This is a genomic window from Microbacterium festucae (assembly GCF_025421715.1).
Lineage (GTDB): Bacteria > Actinomycetota > Actinomycetes > Actinomycetales > Microbacteriaceae > Microbacterium > Microbacterium festucae.
In genome coordinates, this window is the sequence record NZ_JAOEFC010000002.1 from 818998 (window position 1) to 842173 (window position 23176).

The following is a 23176-nucleotide window of genomic DNA, read 5'->3' on the forward strand; positions in this document are numbered from 1 at the left end:
CTCAGCCGGCGGCGGCCGCCGCGGCGGCGGGGAGCGCCGCGAACACCTCGTCGAGCACGGCCGCGTCGTGCGCGGCGGTGACGAACCAGGCCTCGTAGGCCGACGGCGGCAGCGAGACCCCGGCGTCGAGCATCGCGTGGAAGAAGCGGCGGTACGCCTCGGCATCCTGCCGCTGCGCGGTGGCGTAGTCGGGCACGCCGCCGGTGACGGCCTCGCCGAAGAAGACGCTGAACAGGGTGCCCGCGCGCTGCACGACGTGGGGCACGCCCGCCGCGCGCAGCGCCGCGCCGACCGCGGCCGAGAGCGCGTCGGATGCCGTCGCCAGACGCGCGTAGACGTCGGCGTCGGCGCAGCGCAGCGTCGCCAGGCCCGCGGCGACGGCCACCGGGTTCCCGCTGAGGGTGCCGGCCTGGTAGACCGGCCCGGTCGGGGCGAGCAGGTCCATGACATCGGCGCGACCGCCCACCGCGGCCACCGGCATCCCGCCGCCGATGACCTTGCCGAAGGTGACGAGGTCGGCCACGACGGGCTCGCCCGCGTCGCGCAGCACCTGCGCGTAACCGCCTTCGGCGGCGCGGAAGCCGGTGAGCACCTCGTCGCTGATCAGCAGCGCCCCCTCACGGCGGCACACCTCCGCCAGCAGCGCCGAGAACCCGGGCGCCGGCGGCACGACCCCCATGTTGGCGGCGGCGGCCTCGGTGATGACGGCGGCGATGCGGCCCGGGTGGGCGGCGAAGACCGCTTCGAGGGCGGCGGTGTCGTTGTAGGGGACGACGAGGGTCTGCGCGGCGATCGCCTCGGGCACCCCCGCAGATCCCGGCAGCGCGAACGTCGCCAGGCCCGAGCCGGCCGCGGCCAGCAGCCCGTCGGAGTGGCCGTGGTAGTGCCCGGCGAACTTCACGAGCAGGTCGCGGCCGGTGGCGCCGCGCGCCAGGCGGATGGCGGTCATCGTGGCCTCGGTGCCGGTGGAGACCAGGCGCACCTTCTCCACGCCGGGCACGCGCGCGGCGATGAGCTCGGCCAGCTCGGCCTCGGCCGGCGTCGGCGCGCCGAACGAGAGCCCGCGGCGGGCGGCGGCGACGACCGCCTCGACCACCTCGGGGTGGGCGTGGCCGAGCAGGGCCGGGCCCCAGCTGGCGACGAGGTCGACATAGCGGCGCCCGTCGGCGTCGACGACGTGGGCGCCGGCGGCCGACGTGATGAACCGGGGCGTGCCGCCCACCGAGCCGTAGGCGCGCACGGGCGAGTCGACCCCTCCGGGGATCACGGCCTGCGCGCGGGCGAAGAGGCGGTCGTTGGCACTGGTCATGCGAGGCTCCTGCCGTCGTTCAGCCACCCGGCGACCTCGATCGCCCAGTAGGTGAGGATCGCTTCGGCCCCGGCCCGGCGGATGCCCACGAGGCTCTCGCCGATGGCGCGCTCACGGTCGATGAGCCCCGCCGCCGCGGCGGTCTCGATGAGGGCGTACTCCCCCGACACCTGGTAGGCCCACACCGGCACGGTGGCCGCGTCGGCCACGCGGGCCAGCACGTCGAGGTAGGGCCCGGCGGGCTTGACCATGACGACGTCGGCGCCCTCGTCGATGTCGGCGAGGGCCTCGGCCACCCCCTCCCGCCCGTTGGCGGGATCGAGCTGGTAGGTGCGCCGGTCGCCCTGCAGGGTCGACTCGACGGCGTCGCGGAAGGGGCCGTAGAACGCCGAGGCGTACTTGGCGGAGTAGGCGAGGATCACCACGTCGCTGCGACCGGCGGCATCCAGCGCCTGCCGGCAGGCGGCCACCTGGCCGTCCATCATGCCCGACAGGCCCAGCACATCGGCGCCGGCGGCGGCCTGGGCCACCGCCATCCGCGCGTACACCTCGAGGGTGGCGTCGTTGTCGACGCTGCCGTCGGCGGCGAGCACACCGCAGTGGCCGTGGTCGGTGAACTCGTCCAGGCACAGGTCGGCCTGCACGGTGAGGCGACCGGCGGCGGCGGTGACGGCGACCGCGATGGCGCGGTTGAGGATGCCGTCCGGGTCGACGGCGCCCGAGCCGACGGCATCCCGGGTGGCGGGCACCCCGAACAGCATGATGCCGCCCAGGCCCGCCGCGGCGGCCTGTTCGACGACGGCGGGGAGGGCCTCGAGCGGATGCTGCGAGACTCCGGGCATGCTCGCGATGGGCTGCGCGGCGTCGATCCCCTCTTTCACGAAGACGGGCAGCACCAGCTCGCTCGGGTGCAGGTGATGCTCGGCGGCGAGACGGCGCAGCGCCGGGGTGGCGCGCAGCCGCCGCAGGCGGCGGGTGGGGAACGAGGTCATCGGAGGTCCTCCGGGTGGGGCGTGGAGCCGGGGTGACGGTCGGTGTCGTCGAGTTCGGCGACGAGGGCGTCGATCGACTGGGTCGCCGCGGTGTATCCCACGGTATAGCCGAGGGCGGTGGCGTCGGCGGTGGTGCCGGGGCCGATCGAGGCGATGAGGGTGCCGGCGGGCAGGCCCGGCACCTGACGGCGCAGCTCGCGCCCCACGCTGAGCGAGGTGAGCAGCACGACGTCGATGTCGCCGGCGGCGAGCGCGTGCTGCACGGCGGGGTCGAGGTCGACCCCCACGGTGCGGTAGCCGATGCAGACGTCGACGGCGAAGCCGCGCATCTCGAGCTCGTCGCTGATGTGGGCGGTGGCGAGGTCGGAGCGCAGCACGAGGCAGCGGCCCGTCGTGGCGGGGCTGCGTCCGGTGCGCCACTGCGCGATGAGGGCCGCGGCCGACGAGGTGCCCACCGGCACGAACGAGACCTCTCCCCCGGCGTCGGCGACGGCGCGGGCGGTGGCCCGGCCGACGGCGGCCACCTGGGTGCGGGCGGGCAGGCGGATGCCGGCGGCGACGAGCTGCTCGACGGCGGCGGCGCTGGTGACGAACAGCCATGCGTAGGCGCCGTCGGCGAGCGCGGCGAACGCACGGTCGCGGGCGGCGAGGTCGCGGGGCGGGGCGGAGGCGATGAGCGGGGCGACGACGCCCTCGGCGCCGCGGCGGGCGAGGTCGGCGGCCACGCGCGCGCCCCAGTCGCCGCCGCGCGGGATCAGTACCCGGGCGCCGTGCAGCCGGCCGGTCGGCCCGCTCACACCGTCGTCCCGGCGAGGTCGGCGAGCTCTCCCGCGCCGCGCTCGAGCAGTTCGTCGACGATCGCGGCGGCGAGCTGTTCGCGCCCGGTCACCGCCCCGCCGCGCGGCACGGTGCGCTCCACGCGCACGCTGCGTGCGCCGTCGAGCGCGTACACCTCGGCCACGGCGTGCACATCGTCGCCGGAGATGCGGGCGGCGATGCCGACGGGCGCGGCGCAGCCCGCTTCCAGCAGTCGCAGCACGGCGCGCTCCAGGAGGCTCGTGGCCTCGGCGTCGGCGTCGGTGATGCGGGACACGAGTGCGATGGTCGCCGCGTCGTCGGTGCGCACCTCGACCGCCAGCGCCCCCTGCCCGGCCGACGAGGGCCAGGCCTCGTCGTCGAAGGTGTCGGTGACGGCGCCGGTGCGACCGATGCGGGTGAGCCCGGCGCGCGCCAGCACGATCGCGTCGTACTCGCCGTCGGCGACCTTGCGCAGCCGCGTGTCGACGTTGCCGCGGATGCCGCGCACCTGCAGGTCGGGGCGGCGGTGCAGCAGCTGGGCCACCCGCCGCGGCGACCCCGATCCGACGACCGCGCCGGGGGGCAGGGCGTCGAGGGTGAGCCCGTCGCGGGCGCACAGCACGTCGCCCTGCGGCGCGCGCGGCGGCACCGCGGCGATCACCAGACCCGGCACCGGGGCGGTGGGCAGGTCTTTCATCGAGTGCACGACGAGGTCGCACTCGCCGCGCAGCAGCGCCTCGCGCAGCGCCGCGACGAACACGCCGGTGCCGCCGAGCTGGGTGAGCGGCCCGGTGAGCACGTCACCGGCGGTGGTGATGGGGACGAGCTCCACCTCGCGGCCGGTGGCGGCGCGCAGCGCATCGGCCACGTGGCCCGACTGGGTCGTGGCCAGCAGGCTCGCGCGCGTGCCGAGCCGCAGCGGCGCGGTGGCGTCGGTCACGGGGCGATCCCTGCCAGCGCCGGCTGGAAGCCGAGACGCTTGTTCTCGCAGCATCCGGGTCTGCAGACGTCGTACCACGGCCCGAGGTCGGTCAGGTGCGGGCGGTCGGCGGCGGCGTCGCCGCGCAGCCGCTCCTCGACGAGGTCGACCAGGCCCGCCACATAGGCGGGGTGCGTGCCGGGGGTCGCGGTGCGCAGCGCCACCAGTCCCAGCTCGCCGGCGGTCTCGAGCGCCTCGGTGTCGAGGTCCCAGAGCACCTCCATGTGGTCGCTGACGAACCCGAGCGGCACGATCAGCACCGCCGTGCGGCCCCGGCCGGGCAGCTCCTGCAGCGCGTCGTTGATGTCGGGCTCGAGCCACGGCACCTGCGGCGGGCCGGAACGGCTCTGGTAGACCAGCTGCCACGGCAGGTCGCGCCCCAGCTGGGCGATGATCTGCTCGGCGACGGCGGTGTGCTGGGCGACGTAGGCGCCGCCGGGCCCGAACCCGCGCTCGGCGGGACCCGACCGGTCGGCGTCGGAGGTGGGGATCGAGTGGGTGGAGAAGAGCACCTCGACGTCGTTCTCGAGGTCGGTGATGCCGCGGGCCTCGAGCTCGGCGATCGCGGTGCGCAGCCCGTCGACGAACGGCGTCACGAAGCCGGGGTGGTCGAAGAACTGCCGCACCTTGTCGACCTCGACAAGGCCCGTCAGCCCGGTCGCCTCGACGGCGTCGGCGAGGTCTTCGCGGTACTGCCGGCACGACGAGTAGGAGCTGTAGGCGCTCGTGGCGATCGCGAGCAGTCGGGTGCGCCCGGCGTCGTGCGCGTCCTGCAGCGCGTCGGCGACGTAGGGCATCCAGTTGCGGTTGCCCCAGTGCACCGGCAGGTCGAGGCCGCGCGCGGCCAGCTCGGCCGTCAGCGCCGCCTTCAGCTCGCGGTTGTGCTCGTTGATGGGCGAGACGCCGCCGAAGTGCCGGTAGTGGTGGGCGACCTCTTCGAGCCGCTCGTCGGGGATGCCGCGGCCGGCGGTGACATTGCGCAGGAACGGGATGACGTCGTCCTGGCCCTCGGGTCCGCCGAAGCCGAGCAGCAGGATGCCGTCGTAGGCGACCGGCTCGGTGGCGTGCGGCTCGCCGGCGCAGGTGGCGGCAGTGGCGGCCGGCACCCGGCATCCGTCGCCGCAGACCGGCGCCGCGGTGGCGCGCGGGGGCTTCGGGCGGAAGCCGGTGTCGATGTTCTCGGCCATCAGGCCAGCACCTCCTCGAGATCGGCCACGCTGACGCGACGGCCGGTGTAGAACGGCACCTCTTCGCGCACGTGGCGGCGGGCGCCGGTGGCGCGCAGGTCGCGCATCATGTCGACGAGGTGGATCGGGTCGTCGCTCTCGAGCGGCAGCAGCCACTCGTAGTCGCTGAGCCCGAAGGTCGACACGGTGTTGGCCACCACGTCGGTGAACTTCGCGCCCTTGCGGCCGTGCTCGGCGAGCATGCCCGAGCGCTCGTCGTCGGGCAGCAGGTACCACTCGTAGCTGCGCACGAACGGGTACAGGCACAGCCACTGGCGGGCGTGCTCGCCGCGAAGGTAGCCGGGCACGTGCCGCTTGTTGAACTCGGCCTCGCGGTGCACGCCCATGGCGCTCCACTCGCACGCGAACGCGCTGAGCACGGGGGTGCGCCGCAGCTGCCGCAGCGCGCGCTGCAGCGCCGCGGGGTCTTCGCCGTGCAGCCACACCATCAGGTCGGCGTCGCCGCGCATGCCGGTGACGTCGTACAGGCCCCGCAGGGTCACCTCCGCCTCCGGCAGCGCGTCGATCGCGCGCTGCAGCTCGGCGCGCGCGGCGGCGCGCGGCGCGACGCGGGGGCGCGGGCCGGTGAGGATCGCGAAGAGCGTGTAGCCGACGAGGTTCTCGGCGGCGGTGTCGTGCTCGCGGGTCATGGGCGTGCTCCGATCGTGGGGGTCAGCGAACTGGTCAGGGTGGCCGCCAGCGCCCGCGCGTGCGGGACGACCGAGGCCAGGCCCGTGCCGGCGACGGCGGCGCCGGCGACGTGGATGCCGCGGGCGGCGAGTGCGGCGAGGCGGTCGGGGGCGGCCGGGGCGACGGCGACGGCGTCGTCCCAGACCGCGGCGGCGGTGGCGACGACATCGGCGGCGGTGAGGGGGACGCCGGTGAGCAGGGCGATCTCGGCGGCGAGCTGCGCGGGGGTGTCGAGGCCGGGGGCGGCGGCATCGCGCGCCGACAGCCGCACGAGGTGCCCGCTGTCGCCGCGCGCCCACGCCCACTTGGCGCTCACGTGCGTGAGGGCCTTGGCCGCCGACGGCACGTCGGGCGCGACGATCACGCCGGTGCCGACGGGGTGGGCATCCAGCGCCGCGCTGCGCACGAGCGCGGCGATCACGCGCACCGGCGCCGACGGGGGTGCAGTCTCGCCGCCCAGCAGCGTCACGGCCGCGCGCGACCCGGTCGACACGACGACGTGGCGGGCGCGCAGCTCGCCGCCGCTCCACACGACGGTCGCGTCGCCGTCGCCGTCGGTGCGGATGCCGTGCACCGCGGCGCCGGTGTGCACGCGGGCGCCGTGCGCCTCGGCGGCGGCTCGCAGCGCCGCCGGCAGGCGCCACATGCCGCCCGCGATGCCGGCGACGGCCGACCCGGTCTGGGTGGCGGCGGCCACGGTGTCGGCAGCGGTCAGCAGCGACCCGGTGCGCTGCACCTCGCGCCACATCGTCGGATGCAGCCGCGACAGACGCGCGCTCGCGGCGGGCAGGGAGTAGACGCTGCGGCACAGCGGGTCGACGAGGCGCCGGGTGAGCTCGGGGCCGCACCGCGCGGTCACGAGGTCGGCGAGGCTCGGCTCGGGGTCGGTACCGCCGGCATCCCACGCGGGCAGGTCGCGTTCGGCGGCGGCGCGGGCGGCCGCGGCGGAGCCGAGGATGCGCACCACGTCCTCTGCCTGCGGATCGGCGGGGATGCCGAGCACGGTGCGGCGCGGCAGCGGCGCGCGCACGATGCCGTCGGGGGTCTGCGCGGCCAGGTGCGCGCCGCCGGGCTCGGGGGCGACGATCTCGAGGTCGAGGGCGGCGTCGGCGATGAGGTCGGCGACCCCGGTGGTGCGGGTCGCGAACGACTCGGCGCCGAGGTCGAACGCGCGCCCGGCCAGCTCGCCGCGTCGCAGCAGCCCGCCGACCTCGTCACCGGACTCCAGCAGCACCACCCGGCCGCCGGCGCGCGCCACGCCGTGGGCGACCACGAGCCCCGCCACGCCGCCGCCGATCACGACGACGTCGACGTCGGGCGCGGCGGTGACGGGCATGTCGCCGGCTGCGCTCATCCCGCCCGCCAGGCGTGCACGGTGCGCACGACGGCGCCGATCGCATCGGGGTCGGCGTCCATGGGCACGCCGTGGCCGAGGTTGAAGATGTGGGCGCGCGCGGCCGTGCCGGCTCGCAGCACCTCTTCGACGGCGGCGGTGCGGGTGGCCTCGGGGGCGAACAGGAACGCGGGGTCGAGGTTGCCCTGCACGGTCACGTCGCGGCCGATGCGGCGCACCGCCTCGTCCAGCGGCACGCGGTGGTCGACGCCGACGCCCTCGACGTCGGTGTCGGCCATGTCGGCCAGCAGCTCGCCGGTGCCGACGCCGAAGTGGATGAAGCCGAAGCGGTCGACGCCCTCGGGCACGGCGGCGCGGCGGGCGGCGGCCAGGGTGGCGCGGGAGGCGGGCAGCACCTGCGCGCGGTAGACGTCGGGGGCGAGCGAGCCCACCCACGAGTCGAAGAGCTGACCGACGCTGGCCCCGGCCTCCAGCTGCAGGGCGAGGAAGGTGCCGGCGACCTCGGCCAGCCACGCGGTGAGGTCGGCCCAGGCGGCGGGGTCTTCGAGCATGAGCCGGCGCGCGGCGAGGTGGTCCTTGGACGGTCCGCCCTCGACGAGGTAGGCGGCCAGGGTGAACGGGGCGCCCGCGAAGCCGATGAGCGGCAGCGGCTCGCCGCGGCGCTCACCCTCTTCGGCGAGCATCACGGTGGTGCGGGCCACGGCGTCGGCCACCGCGTCGCCGCGCTCGAAGATGCGCGCCGGGTCGACGGCGACCGCGGCGGAGATGTCGGCGGCGGTGCGCAGCGGGTGGGCGAAGACCGGACCGCGCCCGGGGGCGATCTCGACGTCGATGCCCATGAGGTGCAGCGGCACGATGATGTCGCTGAAGAACACGGCCGCATCCACCCCGTGGCGGCGCACCGGCTGCATCGTGATCTCCGATGCCATCGCCGGGTCGAGGCAGGCCTCGAGCATCGTGCCCGAGGTGCGCAGCGCCCGGTACTCGGGCAGCGACCGGCCCGCCTGCCGCATGAACCACACCGGGGTCACCTCGGGGCGCTCGCCGTGCAGGGCGCGCACCAGGCGCGACCGGCCGGTGTCGTGGGCGATGAGGGGATGCGCGGATGCCGAGATGACGGGCTCCTCTGGTCGGGACAGCGGGCGGAACGGGAACAGGGACGCACGGTCGATGACGGGATCGCACCGGGAGTTAATCGTTATACTAATCGCATCCGCGCTCGGCGCCCGCGCCCCGCACCCCGACCCCCTGCATCCGAAGGTCCCGCATCGTGCTCGTCTGCCTCACCGCCCACCAGCGCACGACGCCGCTCGAGTCGCTCGAGCGGCTGTCGCTGATCGGCGACGGGATCGCACCGCAGCTCAAGGCCGCCCACGACGGCATCCGCGGTGCGGTGGTGGTGTCCACGTGCAACCGGTTCGAGGCCTACTTCGATCTCGTCGACGGCTCGCCGGTGCCGGCGATGGATGCCGCGATGCAGCAGGTCGCCGACCTCGCCGGGCTGCCGTTTCGCACCGTGCGCGACACCGTCGACTTCGCACAGGGCAACCGCGTCGCGCGGCACCTGTTCGCCGTGGCCGCCGGGCTCGACTCGGTCGCCGTCGGCGAAGACGAGATCGCCGGGCAGGTGCGCCGCGCCCTCGAGGCCGCCCGCAAGGACGGCCTGACCACCGCGCCCCTCGAGCACCTCTTCCAGCGCGCCACCGAGACCAGCCGCGCCGTGAAGAACGCCACCCGACTGGGCGAGTCGGGCCGGTCGCTGGTGCGCCTGGCCGTCGAGCTGGCGGGCTCGCGGGTCGAGGACTGGGCGACGGTGCGCGTGCTCATGGTCGGATCGGGCCGCTACGCCGCAGCCTCGCTCGCGGCGCTGCGGGCTGTGGGCGCCCAGGACATCCGCGTGCACTCGCGCTCGGGCCGGCGCCGCTTCGCCGACCGCGAGCACCTCATCACCGTCGCCGCCGAGGACTACGCCGAAGAGGCCGCCTTCGCCGACGTGGTCGTCACGTGCACCTCCACGACATCCGAGTACGCCCTCACCGCCGAAGGCCACGGCGCCGCACGCTCGGGGGTGACCGCCCCGCAGGTGATCATCGACCTCGGCATGCCGCGCAACGTCGACCCCGGGGTGCGGGCCCTGCCCGGCATCGAGCTGCTCGACCTCGAGACCATCCGCGTGCACGCCCCCATCGACGAGTTCGCCACGCTCGACCAGGCGCACGAGATCGTCGGCGCCGCCGCCCGGCGCCACGCCATGGCGCGGCGCGTGCACGAGGTGGCCCCCGCCGTGGTCGACCTGCGCGCCCACGTGGTGAAGCTGCTGGCCGACGAGGTCGCCCGCCACGACTCCCCCGAGATCGAGGCGGCGCTGCGTCACTTCTCCGGTGTGCTGCTGCACGGCCTCATCGCCCGCGGTCACACCCTCGCCGCCGGCGGCGACGGGGCGGCATGGGCGGATGCCGTGCGCACGGTGCTCCCCGCCGACGAGGCCGCCGACGACGCCGCCCACGAGGCCGAGACCGGCACCGACGGGACCGCCCGGTGAGCCGGGTCACGCTGCGCGAGGTCGCCGAGCGGGCGGGCGTGTCGACGGCGGCGACCAGCCAGGCCCTCAACGGGCGCGGCAACCTCCGCCCCGAGACGCGGGAGCGCATCAAGGCCATCGCCGTCGAGCTCGGCTACATCCCCAACAAGCACGCCGCGGCCCTGCGCAGCGGCCGCACCATGTCGGTCGGCTTCGTGATGGCCGACAGCACCACCGGCGACGGGCGCCGGGCGCTGCAGCGCGCCCATCAGCTCAACGCCCTGGTGCGCGCCTGCGCCGCGCACGGGTTCACCGTCACGGTGCTGCCCGACAGCCGGCCCGACCTGCTGCCCGGCGCCGAGATCGACGTGCTCTACTTCCCCGACCCGGCCGACGACCGCAGCGTGCTGCGTGCGGCCGCGGCCCGCGGCATCCCGGTCGTGGCCAACGACCTCTACATCGCCGGGGCGTCGGGTCTGAGCGTGCGCACCGGCTACGACGCCGCGGTGCGCGCGGGCCTGGCCCACCTCGAGGCCACCGGCGCCGAGCGCATCGGCTTCCTCGTCGACGAGAGCGAGGTGCCCCGCGACCAGATCGGCGAGAGCGCCTACCTCGCGTGGTGCGCCGTGCGCGGGCGCACGCCGCTGGTGGCCCGCGTCGACGCCGGCCGTCGGCGCCTGGCCCGTGAGGTGCGCGACCTGCTCGAGCGCGGCGCCGACGCGATCTTCGCCTTCTGCGAGGAGGGGCCCGAGATCTACCTGCAGCTCGAGGTCACCCAGGCCGTGATCCCGCGCGACCTGCAGCTGATCGCGCTGTGCACCAACGACTGCGCCCTCAACACGCGCCTGGGCGTCACCCACGTGTGCGTGCACCCCGACCTCGCCGCGCAGGCGATGTTCGACGCGCTCGGCGGCGTGGTCGCCGGTGACGGCCCGCAGGTCATCGACCTGCCCTGGGAGCTCGTCGCCGGCTCCAGCACCCGCTCGCCGGCGGTGGTGGCCGCTCAGTCCTCGAAGGTGCCGTAGACCTCGAGCGTGTTCGCGGCCACCCGGGCGGCGAACTCGTCGACGTCGACCCCGAGCTCGGCGGCCAGGAAGCGCAGCGTCACCGGGATGAGGTAGGGGGCGTTGGGCCTTCCCCGGTGCGGCACCGGGGTGAGAAACGGCGCGTCGGTCTCGACCAGGATGCGCTCCGGCGGGGTGACGGCGAGGGCGTCGCGCAGGTTCTGCGCGTTCTTGAACGTGACGTTGCCGGCGAAGCTCAGCCAGTAGCCGCGGTCGGCGGCGATCTTCGCCATCTCGGCATCGCCCGAGAAGCAGTGGAACACGGTGCGCTCGGGCGCGCCCACCCGGGCGAGGGTCTCCAGCACGGCGTCGTGCGCGTCGCGGTCGTGGATCTGTATCGCGATGCCGTGCGTCTTGGCCAGCGCGATGTGCGCCTCGAAGCTCTCGAACTGCGCGGGGCGCCCGTCGTCGTCGGTGCGGAAGAAGTCGAGGCCGGTCTCGCCGATCGCCCGCACGCGCGGCTGCGCGGCGAGCTCGTCGATGACGGCGATGGCCTCGTCGAGGCGTCCCGCCGCGGCGTACAGCGGCGCCTCGTTGGGGTGGATCGCCACGGCCGCCAGCACCCGCGGGTGCGCCGTGGCCGCCCATGCCGACCAGCGGCTCGAGTCGATGTCGCCGCCGGCCTGCACGACGCCGGCGACCCCGACCGCGAGGGCGCGGTCGAGCTGCTCGTCGAGCGAGAGGCCCACGCCGTCCTCGATCTCGAGGTGCGCGTGGTTGTCGTACACCGGCACCGCCAGCGGTTCGGGCGCGGCGGGGTAGGTCACATCGCGCGTGCCCTTCTCCCGCGTGCGCACGTAGGCCGAGGGGTCGGCGCCGCCGTCCGGGTAGGGCACCGGAGGGTGGGTCATCGGGTCAGGCCTGCTCGACGCGCGGGAACAGCGGCGAGAGCCCGTTCACGTTCGTGCCGGGGCGCAGCACCCCCCACGCTCCCGCCTCGCGCAGCGGCTGGTCCTGCAGACGCCCGAGCGACTCGGCGGCGCCGAGGGCGACCCAGAGCTTCTCGGTGGCCACCGGCATGACCGGCGACAGCAGCACCGTGAGGGCGCGCAGGCCCTCTGCGGCGGTGTAGAGCACGGTGCCCAGGCGCTCGCGCTGGGCGTCGTCCTTGGCCAGCGCCCACGGCTCGTTGACGGTGATGTAGCCGTTGAGCTCGTCGACGATGCGCCAGATCGCGCCGATCGCCTCGTCGATGCGGAAGCGCTCCATCTCGGCATCCGCGTCGGCGGCGGCCTGGGCGACCACGGTCTGCACGGCACGGTCGACATCGGTGAGCTCGTGACCGGCGGGCGGCACGATGCCCTCGAAGTAGCGCTCGATCATCGCGATCGTGCGCGAGGCGAGGTTGCCGAAGCCGTTGGCGAGCTCGGCCTGGTAGCGGGCCGAGAGGTCCTCCCAGGAGAACGAGCCGTCCTGGCCGAACGCGATCGCCGACAGGAAGTAGAAGCGGTAGGCATCCGAGCCGAACACGTCGGTGATCTCGTTGGGGGCGATGCCGGTGAGCTTCGACTTCGACATCTTCTCGCCGCCGACCAGCAGCCAGCCGTGCGCGAACACGCCCCGGGGCACGTCGAGCCCGGCGGCCATCAGCATGGCGGGCCAGATGACGGCGTGGAAGCGCAGGATGTCCTTGCCGACCACGTGGTAGGCCGGCCACCGGCGCGCGAACTGCTCGGGGTCGGTGCCGTAGCCCACCGCGGTGGCGTAGTTCAGCAGCGCGTCGACCCACACGTAGATGACGTGCGAGTCGTCCCACGGCACGCGGATGCCCCAGTCGAACGCGGAACGCGAGATCGAGAGGTCTTTCAGACCCGACTTCACGAACGAGACGACCTCGTTGCGCGCCGAGTCGGGGCGCACGAAATCGGGCACGGTCTTGTAGAGCTCGAGCAGGCGATCGCCGAACTCGCTCAGCTTGAAGAAGTAGTTCTTCTCCTGCAGCAGCTCCAGCGGCTTGGAGTGGATCGCGCAGACCTTGAGGCCCTCGAACGCGCCGGTGCCGTCGACGATCTCGGCTTCGGGCTTGAACTCCTCGCAGCCCACGCAGTAGAGCGCCTCGTACTCGCCGGCGTAGATGTAGCCGCGGTCGAACAGGGCCTGCACGAACTGCTGCACGCGCTCCTCGTGGCGGGCCTGCGTGGTGCGGATGAAGTCGTCGTTGGCCACCCCGAGGGTGTCCAGCAGCGGGAACCACGACTGGGTGACGAGCTTGTCCACCCACTCCTGCGGGGTCACACCGTTGGCGGCGGCGGCGCGCAGCATCTTCTGCCCGTGCTCGTCGGTGCCGGTGAGCATCCAGGTGTCATCGCCCGCCTGGCGGTGCCAGCGCGCGAGCGTGTCGACCGCGACCGACGTGTAGCCGTGCCCGATGTGGGGCAGGTCACTCGGGTAGTAGATCGGGGTCGTGATGTAGAAGGAACGGCCGTTGCTCACCCGATGATTCTAGGCGGGGCATGCGCCGCCGCCGCGCGTGTGACGGCGCGGCCGCCGCGTCACGCCGTTTCGCGCACGACGAGGCTCGTCGGCAGCACGACGGGCTCGCGCGGGGTGCCGCCGATGACGTCGAGCAGCATGTCGACCATCTCGTGGCTGATCTGCGACCAGGGCTGGCGCACGGTCGTCAGCGGCGGGTCGTGGGTCTCCGCGAGCCCCGAGTCGTCGAAGCCGGCGACGGCGACATCGCCGGGCACCGACTTGCCCGCCTTGCGCAGGGCGGTGATGGCGCCGACGGCGATGACATCGGATGCCGCGAAGACGGCGTCGATGTCGGGGGCGCGCTCGAGCAGGCGCATCATCGCCTCTTCACCGGCGACGGCCTCGTAGCGCACCTGCTCGACGAGATCGGGGTCGAACCGCTCCCCCATCTCGCCCCGGAAGCCGACGAGCCGGAACCGGCCGCCGGGGGTGTCGTCGGGGCCGGTGATGACCCCGATGCGACGGTGCCCCTGGTCGAGCAGGTAGCGGGTCATCATGGCCGCCGAGGCGGCTTCATCGACCGACACGTTCGGCACGCTCGCCCCGCGCCCGAGCGGGATGCCGGTGCAGACGGTGGGCACCCCGGCGGCCACGAGCGAGGCCAGCAGCGAGTCGGACTCGTGCGAGGAGACCAGCAGCACGCCGTCGACGTGCCCGGCGCGCACGTACCGCTCGATCTCGGCCTGCTCCTTCGCGCCGTCGGCGATGAGGAGGACGAGGGTCATGGAGCGGGAGGCGAGGGCCTCGGTGGCCCCGCGCAGCAGCAGTGCGAACGTCGGGTCGGAGAAGAGCAGGTGCTGCGGCTCGGTGAGCAGGAAGGCGAGGGAGTTGGAGCGCCCCGTCGCGAGGCTGCGCGCCGCGTGGTTGGCGGTGTAGCCGGTGGAGCTGATGGCCGCCTCGACGGCGGTGCGCGCCTCGGGCGAGACCCAGTGCCCGCCGTTGATGACCCTCGAGACCGTGCCGTACGACACGCCGGCGACGGCCGCGACGTCGCGGATCGTCGGTTTGCGTGTGCTGTCGATGGAACCCACGCGCCGACTCTACCCCCGCCGGGGCAGCCGCTTCACGTCCTGATACTGTGGTCTGACCACATACCCTGTAACCGATCACAGTTGGGTAACACCGCGTGACAACATCGCGACCCCCGGTTACGATTCAGGAAGTCACTGTGACCGGTTACAGCCGACCGGTCCCCGACGAAGACGACGCCCGACACGACGATGAAGACGAGCACGATGACGACGCAGCACTGGCCCTCCCTCCCCGGCATCGCCTACGGCGGTGACTACACCCCGGAGCAGTGGTCGCCCGAGACCTGGCGCGAAGACGTCACCCTCATGCGCGAGGCCGGCGTCAACATGGTCAGCATCGGCATCTTCGCGTGGGGCCTCATCGAGGTGCGCGAGGGCGAGTTCGACTTCACCTGGCTCGACGAGGTCGTCGACCTCCTGCACGCGAACGGCATCGCCGTCGACATGGGCACGCCCACCGCCTCGCCGCCGGCCTGGTTCTTCGCGAACCACCCCGACGCCCGCGCCGTCACCCGCGACGGCGTCGCCCTCGGCTTCGGCGCCCGCGGCATGGCCTCGCACTCCGCCCCCGCCTACCGCCAGGCCGCGGTGCGCATCGCCACCGAGCTCGCCCGTCGCTACGGCGACCACCCCGCCGTCGTGCTGTGGCACGTACACAACGAGTACGGCGTGCCGGTGGGCGAGGACTACTCCCCGCACGCCGTGCGCGAGTGGCGCCTGTGGCTGCAGCAGCGCTACGGCAGCCTCGACGGCCTCAACCGCGCCTGGGGCACCGCGTTCTGGGGTCAGCACTACGGCGACTGGGAGCACGTCGGCGCCCCCGCCGCCGCCGCCAGCGTCGTCAACCCCGCCCAGCGCCTCGACTTCGCCCGCTTCACCGACCACCAGCTGCGCCAGTGCTTCATCGCCGAGCGCGACGCGATCCGCGCGCACAGCGACCGGCCGATCACCACCAACTTCATGGCCAACCAGCACGGCGGCTGCGACCTGTGGAAGTGGGCGGCCGAGGTCGACGTCGTCTCCGACGACCACTACCTGTGGGCCGCCGACGAAGAGGGCGAGATCGGCCTGGCGATCGCCGCCGACCTCTCCCGCTCGGTGGGCGGCGGCGCCCCGTGGATCCTCATGGAGCACTCCACCTCGGCGGTGAACTGGCAGCCCCGCAACATCGCCAAGCGCGCCGGCGAGATGGCCCGCAACTCCCTGTCGCACCTCGGGCGCGGCGCCGACGGCATCCTCTTCTTCCAGTGGCGCGCCTCGCGTTCGGGAGCCGAGAAGTTCCACTCGGCGATGCTCCCCCACGCCGGCACGACCTCCCGGGTGTTCCGCGAGGTCGTCGACCTCGGCGCCAAGCTCGGCGCGCTCGACGAGGTGCGCGGCTCGCGCGTGCACGCCGACGTGGCGATCCTGTGGGACTTCGAGTCGTTCTGGGCACAGGACCTCGAGTGGCGCCCCTCCGAAGACGTCGACCACGACGAGCGCATCCGCGCGTTCTACGAGAAGCTGTGGCGCGACGGCATCACCGTCGACTTCGCCCTTCCCGGCCACGACCTCTCCGGCTACAAGCTGGTGCTCGCCCCCGCGCAGTACGCGCTGAGCGCCGCGGATGCCGCGAACCTCGGCCGCTACGTCGACGGCGGCGGCACGCTCGTCGTCTCCTTCTTCTCCGGCGTCGTCGACGAGAACGACGCGGTGCACCCGGGCGGGTTCGCCGCCCCGCTGCAGCCGGCCCTCGGCCTGCGCGTGGAGGAGCACCTGCCGCTGCGCGAGGGCGACCGCCACGAGGTCTCCTTCGACGGCATCCGTCTCACCGCCGACGTGTGGCAGGAAGACCTCGTGCTCGCCGGCGCCGACGTGCGCGGCACCTACCTCGGCGGACCCGCCGAGGGGCGCCCCGCCATCACCCGTCACGCCCACGGCGCGGGCGCGGGCTGGTACATCAGCACGCGACCGGATGCCGACGGCCTCGCGGCCATCCTCGACGAGGTGTATGCCGACGCCGGCATCCGCCCCGCCGGTCACCCGAGCGGCCTCGAGGTCGTCGTGCGCCGCGGCGCGGACGCCGACTTCACCGTCGCGATCAACCACACCAGCGAGACCGTTTCGTTGCAGATTTCGGGGACGGACCTGCTGACACAGGCCGTCGCCGAGGGCACGCTAGAGGTGGCCGGGGGCGACGTCGCCGTCGTCCGCACGCCACACGCAGCCCAGGACCTCGATCAGCCCTGATCGAGGCCATCCCGCGACCAGGAAAGACCCTGATCGCACCGCACTGAGATCCCACCAAGGAAGGAAAATCCCATGCGCAAGATGGGCATCGGCATCGCCGCCCTGGCGACGACCACCCTGCTGCTGGCGGGCTGCTCCGGCAGCTCGACTCCGGCCGAGAGCGACAGCGCTCCCGACGCCAGCGGCGTCACCCTCACCATCTGGACCGACGAGAACCGCAAGCCGGCGATCGAGGCGGCGGCGAAGACGTTCGAGGAGGAGACCGGCGGCAAGATCGAGCTGGTCCAGAAGAACTTCGAGGACATCCGCAACGACTTCACCAACCAGGTGCCCACCGGCGAGGGCCCCGACATCACGATCGGCGCGCACGACTGGCTGGGCAGCCTCGTCGAGGCCGGCGTCGTGTCGACTCTCGACCTCGGCGACGTGGCGGACAGCTTCTCGCAGGTCTCGCGCGACGCGTTCACCTACGACGGCCAGCTCTACGCGCTGCCCTACTCGCAGGAGACCATCGCCCTCATCCAGAACACCGACCTCGTCGGCGAAGACGCCCCCGCCACGTGGGACGACGCCATCGCCGCGGGCCGGGCTGCGGGTGTCGAGCGCCCCATCGTGATCAACACCGCCGGCCAGACCGGTGACGCCTACACGATGTACGGCTTCCAGACCTCGTTCGGCGCCCCGGTGTTCGTGCAGGACTCGTCGGGCGGCTACACCTCCGAGGTCGGCATGGGCGGCGAGGCCGGCAACGCGTTCGCGCAGTGGCTGGGCGCCAACGGCGAGACCGGCACCGGCGACATCTCCACCACCGTCGACTACGACATCAACAACGAGCTGTTCGCGTCCGGCAAGGCCGCCTACACCGTGCAGGGCCCGTGGGCCGTCGAGGCGCTCACCGCGCAGGGCGTGAACATCAAGGTCAACCCCATCCCCTCGGCCGGCGGCGAGACCGCGGCACCGTTCGTGGGCGTGCAGGGCTTCTACATCAGCTCGCAGAGCAAGAACGCCCTCGTCGCACAGGAGTTCCTGACCAACTACCTCGCCACCTACGACGCCCAGAAGGCGCTGTACGAGGCCGACCCGCGCATCCCCGCGTGGACCGAGCTGGCCGACGAGGTCTCCTCCGACCCGGTCATCGCCGGTTTCGTCGCCTCCTCGGAGAACGGCGTCCCGATGCCGAACATCCCCGAGATGGGCTCGGTCTGGGACCTGTGGAACGCCGCGCAGGTGCAGATCATCAAGGGCGCCGACCCGGTCGGCACCTGGGACAAGATGGTCACCGACCTGCAGGCCACACTCGGCTGATCCCCTCCCGAGGGCGGGGGGCCTCTCCCCCGCCCTCGGGCTCACCGCTTCCCTCGAAGGAGATGCACATGTCGGTACCGCAGGGCACCGTCTCGGACACCGCGCCGGCCACCCCGGCGCTGTCCCCCCGCGGCAGCGAGCCGCACGGCCGCCGCTGGCGCGGCCTGGGTTGGGGCTTCCTCGTGAAGCTCGCCATCATGGGCGTGGTCAACGCCTTCGGCCTCATGGGCATCTTCGCGGCGGCGCAGGCGCAGTCGTGGCTGATCCTCTCGGTCGCCGTCCTCCTGCTCGTCATCGCCGACGTCGTCTACTTCACCAAGCGCGCCCTGCCGCTGAAGTACCTGCTGCCGGGCCTCGCCTTCCTCCTGATCTTCCAGGTCTTCATCTTCGGCTACACCGCCTACATCTCCTTCACCAACTACGGCGCCGGTCACGTCGGCTCGCAGGAGCAGGCCGTGCAGGCCGCCCTCGCCCAGGGCGAGCGGCGGGTCGACGGCGCTGCCACCTACCCGCTCGCGATCGTCGAACGCGGCGGTGAGCTCGGCTTCGCCATCAACGACGACGGCGACATCAAGGCCGGCTCCCCCGACGAGCCCCTCTCCACCGTCGCCGAGGGCGCGTCCTCGGGCGCCCCCACCGAGGTGCCCGGCTGGACGATCGTCTCTCGCAACGAGCTGCTGAGCGACCAGGCCCTGCAGGCAGAGGTCGTGGAGCTGCGCGTGCCGGTCTCCGACGACCCCAACGACGGCTCGATCCGCACCCGCGACGGCTCCACCGGTTCGGTGTACCTGTCGACGATGGAGTGGGATGCCGACGCGCAGACCATCACCGACACCGCCACCGGCACCGTCTACCACGCCTCCGACAGCGGCAGCTTCGTCGCCGACGACGGCACGGCCCTGCCCACCGGCTGGGTCGTCAACGTCGGCTTCGACAACTTCCTGCGCCTGTTCACCGACCCGGCGATGTTCCAGCCGCTGGCCATGGTGACCCTGTGGACCTTCGCGTGGGCGCTGCTGTCGGTGATCGTGCCGTTCGCGCTCGGCCTGCTGTTCGCGCTCATCTTCAACGACGACCGCCTCAAGGGCCGCAAGATCCTGCGGACGCTGTTCATCCTCCCCTACGCGTTCCCGGCGTTCATGTCGGCGCTGCTGTTCCGCGGCATGTTCAACGCCGAGTTCGGCGTGATCAACGAGCTGTTCTTCGGCGGCGCGAACATCGACTGGCTCGGCGACCCGTGGCTGGCCCGGTTCGCGGTGCTGTTCGTGAACATCTGGCTCACCTACCCGTACTACTTCCTGGTGTGCACGGGCGCCCTGCAGGCCCTGCCCGCCGACACGCTGGAGGCGGCCTCGATCGACGGTGCCGGCAAGACCCGCCAGCTGCGCTCGATCATCCTGCCCCTGGTGCTGGTGGCCACCGCGCCGCTGCTGATCTCGTCGTTCGCGTTCAGCTTCAACAACTTCACCGTCATCTACATGTTCAACAACGGCGGGCCGGCGATCCCGGGCGCACCGTACGCCCTGGGCTCCACCGACATCCTGATCTCCGCGATCTGGGACATCTCCGGAGTGGCGGGGGGCCGAGCCGATTACGGTCTGGCCAGCGCCCTGTCGATCCTCGTGTTCATCGTGGTCGGGGTCATCTCCGCCATCGCCTTCCGTCAGACCAAGAAGCTCGAGGAGTACCAGTGATGTCCGCTCCCGCACAGACCGCGCCGAAGATCGCCCTCGACGCCTCGCGCCGCAAGGCCGTCCGCAAGCGCTGGGCGCTCGATGTCGGCTGGAAGTACCTGCTGGCGCTGGTCATCCTCTTCTACGCGATCTTCCCGCTCGTGTACGTGGTGTCGGCCTCGCTCAACCCCAACGGGTCGCTGGCCGCCTCGAACAACCTGTTCTCGGCGTTCGACTTCGCCAACTACGCGGCCCTGGCCGGCACCCGCTACTGGACCTGGTACGCCAACACGCTCATCGTCGGCGGCGGTGCCGCCATCGGCGCCGTGCTCATGGGCGCCGCCGCGGCCTACGCCTTCTCGCGCTTCCGCTTCAAGGGGCGCCGCGCGGGGCTCACGTCGCTGCTGATCATCCAGATGTTCCCGCAGGCGCTGGCGTTCGTCGCGATCTTCCTCATGCTGCTCGCCCTCGGCGAGGTGTTCCCGGCGCTGGGGCTCAACTCGAAGATCGCGCTGATCTGCGTCTACCTCGGCGGCGCGCTGGGTGTGAACACGTTCCTCATGTACGGGTTCTTCAACACCATCCCGCAGGAGCTCGACGAGTCGGCCAAGATCGACGGCGCCACCCACGCGCAGATCTTCTGGCGCATCATCATGCCGCTGGTGACCCCGATCCTGGCCGTGGTGGGGCTGCTCGCCTTCATCGCCTCGTTCGGCGACTACATCGTCTCGAAGATCGTGCTGGTCTCCGAAGACAACTGGACCCTCGCCGTCGGCATGTTCCAGTGGGTCTCCAACCAGCTCTCCAGCAACTGGGGGCTGTTCGCCGCCGGCGCGATCCTCGCCTCGATCCCGGTGCTCGTGCTCTTCCTGACGCTGCAGCGCTACATCATCGGGGGTCTGACCGCCGGCTCCGTCAAGGGCTGAGCTCACGCCGCCCCACCGCCCGTCTCCGACACCCGTCGGCGGCGGGCGGTGTCGTGTGCGGGCGAGGCGGGTCAGCCGCGGGCGGCGAGGGCGGCCTGGTAGAGGTCGCGTGCCGAGTGCCCGGTCTGGGCCGACACCTCGCCGGCGGCATCCTTCAGCCGGATGCCGGTGGCGACGAGGCGCTGCACCTCGGCGAGGGCGTCGTCGGGCGAGACGACCCGCGCCGCCCCTCCCCCGACGACCACGACGATCTCGCCGCGCACGCCGTCGGCGGCCCACGCGGCGAGGTCGGAGAGCGCACCGCGGCGCACCTCCTCGTGGAGCTTCGTCAGCTCGCGGCACACCGCCGCCGGCCGGTCGGCGCCGAACGCGTCGGCCATGGCGGTGAGGGTGTCGGCGATGCGCGAGGGCGCCTCGAAGAACACCATCGTGCGCGGTTCGGATGCCAGGGCCCGCAGCGCCGCCCGGCGGTCGCCGGGCTTGCGGGGCAGGAAACCCTCGAACGTGAAGCGGTCGGTGGGAAGCCCCGACAGGGCCAGCGCGGTGACCGGCGCGCTCGGCCCCGGGATGACGGTGACCTGCACGTCGGCGGCCGCCGCGGCGGCGACCACGCCGTAGCCGGGGTCGCTGACGGTGGGCATGCCGGCGTCGCTGAGCACGAGCACGTCCTCGTCGCGGGCGCGGGCCACCAGGTCGCCGGCGCGCTGCTTCTCGTTGTGGTCGTGCAGGGCGATCAGCTGCGGCCGGTTGGCCACGCCCAGCGCCTGCAGCAGCCGCTGGGTGGTGCGGGTGTCTTCGGCGGCGATCACCGAGGCCTCCTCCAGCGCCCGCACGAGACGGGGCGAGGCGTCGCCGAGGTTTCCGATCGGCGTCGCAGCGAGGATGATCACCGCCCCAGCATAGGCGCGCCGTGCCGGGGCCCGACGTGCCGACGGGGCCGGCCGGCAATAGGCTGTCAGCCGTGACGACGACCGTGGAGCCGCTGCTGCCGAGCGTGCGCCCCTCGTTCTCGGATCGCTGGCGGGCACGGGTGCGTGCCGACCCGGCGCGCCTGCGGCTGTGGGGCTGGCTCGCCCCGACCCTGGTGACCCTGGTGGCGGCGGTGCTGCGGCTGTGGAACCTCGGTCAGCCGCACTCCCTCGTCTTCGACGAGACCTACTACGTCAAGGACGCCTGGAGCCAGTGGCAGCTCGGCTACGCCGCCACCTGGCCCGACGGCGCCGACGCGCAGTTCGCCGCCGGCGAGACCGACCTGTTCGGCACCGACGGCAGCTTCGTCGTGCACCCGCCGCTGGGCAAGTACCTCATCGGCCTGGGCATGGCCCTCTTCGGCGCCGACTCGTCGTTCGGCTGGCGCATCGCCGCCGCCCTGGCCGGCACCGCCACCGTGCTGGTGCTCTACCTGCTGGCGCGCAGCATGACCGGCTCGATCGTCTTCGCCGCGACCGCCTCGGGGCTGCTGGCCATCGACGGCCTCGGCATCGTGATGAGCCGGGTGTCGCTGCTGGACATCTTCCTCACCCTGTTCACGGTGCTCGCGTTCTGGTTCGTCGTTCTCGACCGCCGCGGCCATCTCGACCGCCTGGCCGCCGGCATCGCGGCCCGCCGGGCGGGGGATGCCGCCGACGGGCCCGCCCCGAAGATCGCGTGGGGCCCGGTGCTGTGGAACCGGCCGTGGGTGATCGCCGCCGGCGCCGCCGCGGGCGCCGCCACCGCCGTGAAGTGGTCGGGCGTGTGGGTGCTGGCCGCCCTCGGCCTCTACCTCGTCGTCACCGACGCCCTGGCCCGTCGCCGGGGCGGCGTCTGGTACTGGCCGATGGATGCCGTGCGCCAGGGCCTCGCATCGTTCGTGCTGCTGGTGCCGGTGGCCCTGCTGGTGTACCTCGGCTCGTGGGCCGGCTGGCTCGCCTCGGACGGCGGCTACGGCCGTCACACGCTCGACGATCAGCCCGCGACGGGGCTGTTCGCGTGGGTGCCGCTGCCGCTGCAGAACCTCTGGAAGTACCACGAGACGATCTACGGCTCGATGACCGGCATGACCACCCCGCACAGCTACGCGTCGCCGGCGTGGCAGTGGCCGCTGCTGATGCGCCCCACCTCGATGTACGCCAACGTCACCGCCGATGGTCAGGGCGGCTGCACCGGCGGCGCCAACGGCTGCCTGGAAGTGCTCTACAGCATGCCCAACCCGCTGCTGTGGTACGCCTCGGTGGTCGCCGCGATCTACCTCGTCGCCCGCTTCGTGATCGCCCGCGACTGGCGTCACGCGCTGGTGCTGGTGGGCATCGCGGCCACGTGGCTGCCGTGGCTGCTGTTCCCCGAGCGCACGGTGTTCCAGTTCTACACGATCGCCATCTGGCCCTTCCTGCTGCTGGCGCTCACCTTCGCACTGCGCGACATTGTCGGTGGCGGCGGCGTCGAGACCGCCCGGCGGCTGGCGGGGCAGCGCGTGGTGCTCGTCTTCCTCGGCGTGGCGGTGCTGCTGTCGGCGTTCTGGTTCCCGCTGTGGTCGGGGATGCAGGTGCCGTACGACTTCTACCGCCTCCACAACTGGATGCAGGGCTGGGTCTGACGGACGTGGGGCCCGGCTCACTCTAGGCTTAT

At 73.1% G+C, this 23176-nt stretch carries 19 protein-coding genes; 7 read left to right on the forward strand and 12 right to left on the reverse strand.

Annotated features, from left to right (window positions below):
• Nucleotide 1: 1 nt before the first annotated feature.
• The 8 genes from hemL to hemE are packed head-to-tail and all read right to left on the reverse strand — an operon-like array spanning nucleotide 2 to nucleotide 8409.
• Entirely contained in the window at nucleotides 2–1309 is a 1308-nt protein-coding gene (hemL, locus tag N3K63_RS09985; RefSeq protein WP_261579990.1) for a glutamate-1-semialdehyde 2,1-aminomutase, read from the reverse strand.
• Complete coding sequence (hemB, locus tag N3K63_RS09990) at nucleotides 1306–2301, reverse strand: porphobilinogen synthase (protein WP_261579991.1); 996 nt, start codon at nucleotides 2299–2301, stop codon at nucleotides 1306–1308. Before hemB ends, hemL begins: the two co-directional genes overlap by 4 nt.
• Nucleotides 2298–3098, reverse strand: coding sequence for a uroporphyrinogen-III synthase (locus N3K63_RS09995; RefSeq protein WP_261579992.1), 801 nt, complete (start codon nucleotides 3096–3098; stop codon nucleotides 2298–2300). The genes hemB and N3K63_RS09995 overlap by 4 nt, the downstream gene beginning before the upstream one ends.
• Entirely contained in the window at nucleotides 3095–4039 is a 945-nt protein-coding gene (gene hemC, locus N3K63_RS10000; RefSeq protein ID WP_261579993.1) for a hydroxymethylbilane synthase, read from the reverse strand. The genes N3K63_RS09995 and hemC overlap by 4 nt, the downstream gene beginning before the upstream one ends.
• Nucleotides 4036–5265 carry a ferrochelatase gene (locus N3K63_RS10005; protein ID WP_390895150.1) on the reverse strand — a complete coding sequence of 410 codons (1230 nt, stop codon included), beginning with the start codon at nucleotides 5263–5265 and terminating at the stop codon, nucleotides 4036–4038. Before N3K63_RS10005 ends, hemC begins: the two co-directional genes overlap by 4 nt.
• Entirely contained in the window at nucleotides 5265–5954 is a 690-nt protein-coding gene (hemQ, locus tag N3K63_RS10010) for a hydrogen peroxide-dependent heme synthase (protein WP_261579994.1), read from the reverse strand. Before hemQ ends, N3K63_RS10005 begins: the two co-directional genes overlap by 1 nt.
• A complete protein-coding gene (locus N3K63_RS10015) occupies nucleotides 5951–7348 on the reverse strand; it encodes a protoporphyrinogen/coproporphyrinogen oxidase (RefSeq protein WP_261579995.1) in 1398 nt (465 codons plus the stop codon). Before N3K63_RS10015 ends, hemQ begins: the two co-directional genes overlap by 4 nt.
• On the reverse strand, nucleotides 7345–8409 hold the full coding sequence (hemE, locus tag N3K63_RS10020) for a uroporphyrinogen decarboxylase (RefSeq protein ID WP_390895151.1): 1065 nt from the start codon (nucleotides 8407–8409) through the stop codon (nucleotides 7345–7347). The genes N3K63_RS10015 and hemE overlap by 4 nt, the downstream gene beginning before the upstream one ends.
• A 209-nt stretch (nucleotides 8410–8618) precedes the next feature.
• On the opposite strand from hemE, the gene N3K63_RS10025 reads away from it, so the two are divergent.
• Together N3K63_RS10025 and N3K63_RS10030 are read left to right on the forward strand one after the other, a co-directional pair.
• The gene (locus N3K63_RS10025; RefSeq protein ID WP_261579996.1) at nucleotides 8619–9890 is read left to right on the forward strand and encodes a glutamyl-tRNA reductase; all 1272 of its coding nucleotides are present in this window, start codon (nucleotides 8619–8621) and stop codon (nucleotides 9888–9890) included.
• The gene (locus N3K63_RS10030; RefSeq protein WP_261579997.1) at nucleotides 9887–10894 is read left to right on the forward strand and encodes a LacI family DNA-binding transcriptional regulator; all 1008 of its coding nucleotides are present in this window, start codon (nucleotides 9887–9889) and stop codon (nucleotides 10892–10894) included. Before N3K63_RS10025 ends, N3K63_RS10030 begins: the two co-directional genes overlap by 4 nt.
• Here the strand turns inward: N3K63_RS10030 and N3K63_RS10035 are convergent.
• The 3 genes from N3K63_RS10035 to N3K63_RS10045 are packed head-to-tail and all read right to left on the reverse strand — an operon-like array spanning nucleotide 10873 to nucleotide 14439.
• Nucleotides 10873–11784, reverse strand: coding sequence for a TatD family hydrolase (locus N3K63_RS10035; RefSeq protein WP_261579998.1), 912 nt, complete (start codon nucleotides 11782–11784; stop codon nucleotides 10873–10875). The genes N3K63_RS10030 and N3K63_RS10035 overlap by 22 nt on opposite strands.
• Before the next feature lie 4 nt (nucleotides 11785–11788).
• On the reverse strand, nucleotides 11789–13366 hold the full coding sequence (gene metG, locus N3K63_RS10040; RefSeq protein ID WP_261579999.1) for a methionine--tRNA ligase: 1578 nt from the start codon (nucleotides 13364–13366) through the stop codon (nucleotides 11789–11791).
• Between the two features lie 59 nt (nucleotides 13367–13425).
• Nucleotides 13426–14439, reverse strand: coding sequence for a LacI family DNA-binding transcriptional regulator (locus tag N3K63_RS10045; protein WP_261580000.1), 1014 nt, complete (start codon nucleotides 14437–14439; stop codon nucleotides 13426–13428).
• Nucleotides 14440–14643: 204 nt separating this feature from the next.
• On the opposite strand from N3K63_RS10045, the gene N3K63_RS10050 reads away from it, so the two are divergent.
• The 4 genes from N3K63_RS10050 (at nucleotide 14644) to N3K63_RS10065 (ending at nucleotide 20572) form a co-directional block, all read left to right on the forward strand.
• Nucleotides 14644–16668 (forward strand): beta-galactosidase, encoded by a 2025-nt coding sequence (locus N3K63_RS10050; protein WP_261580001.1) that lies wholly within the window; start codon nucleotides 14644–14646, stop codon nucleotides 16666–16668.
• 72 nt (nucleotides 16669–16740) lie between these two features.
• Nucleotides 16741–17973 (forward strand): sugar ABC transporter substrate-binding protein, encoded by a 1233-nt coding sequence (locus N3K63_RS10055; RefSeq protein ID WP_261580002.1) that lies wholly within the window; start codon nucleotides 16741–16743, stop codon nucleotides 17971–17973.
• A 68-nt stretch (nucleotides 17974–18041) separates the two neighbouring features.
• Nucleotides 18042–19667 (forward strand): ABC transporter permease subunit, encoded by a 1626-nt coding sequence (locus N3K63_RS10060; protein ID WP_261580003.1) that lies wholly within the window; start codon nucleotides 18042–18044, stop codon nucleotides 19665–19667.
• Nucleotides 19667–20572 carry a sugar ABC transporter permease gene (locus tag N3K63_RS10065; RefSeq protein ID WP_261580004.1) on the forward strand — a complete coding sequence of 302 codons (906 nt, stop codon included), beginning with the start codon at nucleotides 19667–19669 and terminating at the stop codon, nucleotides 20570–20572. Before N3K63_RS10060 ends, N3K63_RS10065 begins: the two co-directional genes overlap by 1 nt.
• A gap of 71 nt (nucleotides 20573–20643) precedes the next feature.
• On the opposite strand, the gene rsmI is transcribed toward N3K63_RS10065, so the two are convergent.
• Nucleotides 20644–21462: a 16S rRNA (cytidine(1402)-2'-O)-methyltransferase gene (gene rsmI, locus N3K63_RS10070; RefSeq protein WP_261580005.1), complete on the reverse strand. Its 819-nt coding sequence runs from the start codon at nucleotides 21460–21462 to the stop codon at nucleotides 20644–20646.
• A 71-nt stretch (nucleotides 21463–21533) separates the two neighbouring features.
• On the opposite strand from rsmI, the gene N3K63_RS10075 reads away from it, so the two are divergent.
• A complete protein-coding gene (locus N3K63_RS10075) occupies nucleotides 21534–23144 on the forward strand; it encodes a dolichyl-phosphate-mannose--protein mannosyltransferase (protein ID WP_261580006.1) in 1611 nt (536 codons plus the stop codon).
• The last annotated feature ends 32 nt before the right edge of the window (nucleotides 23145–23176 follow it).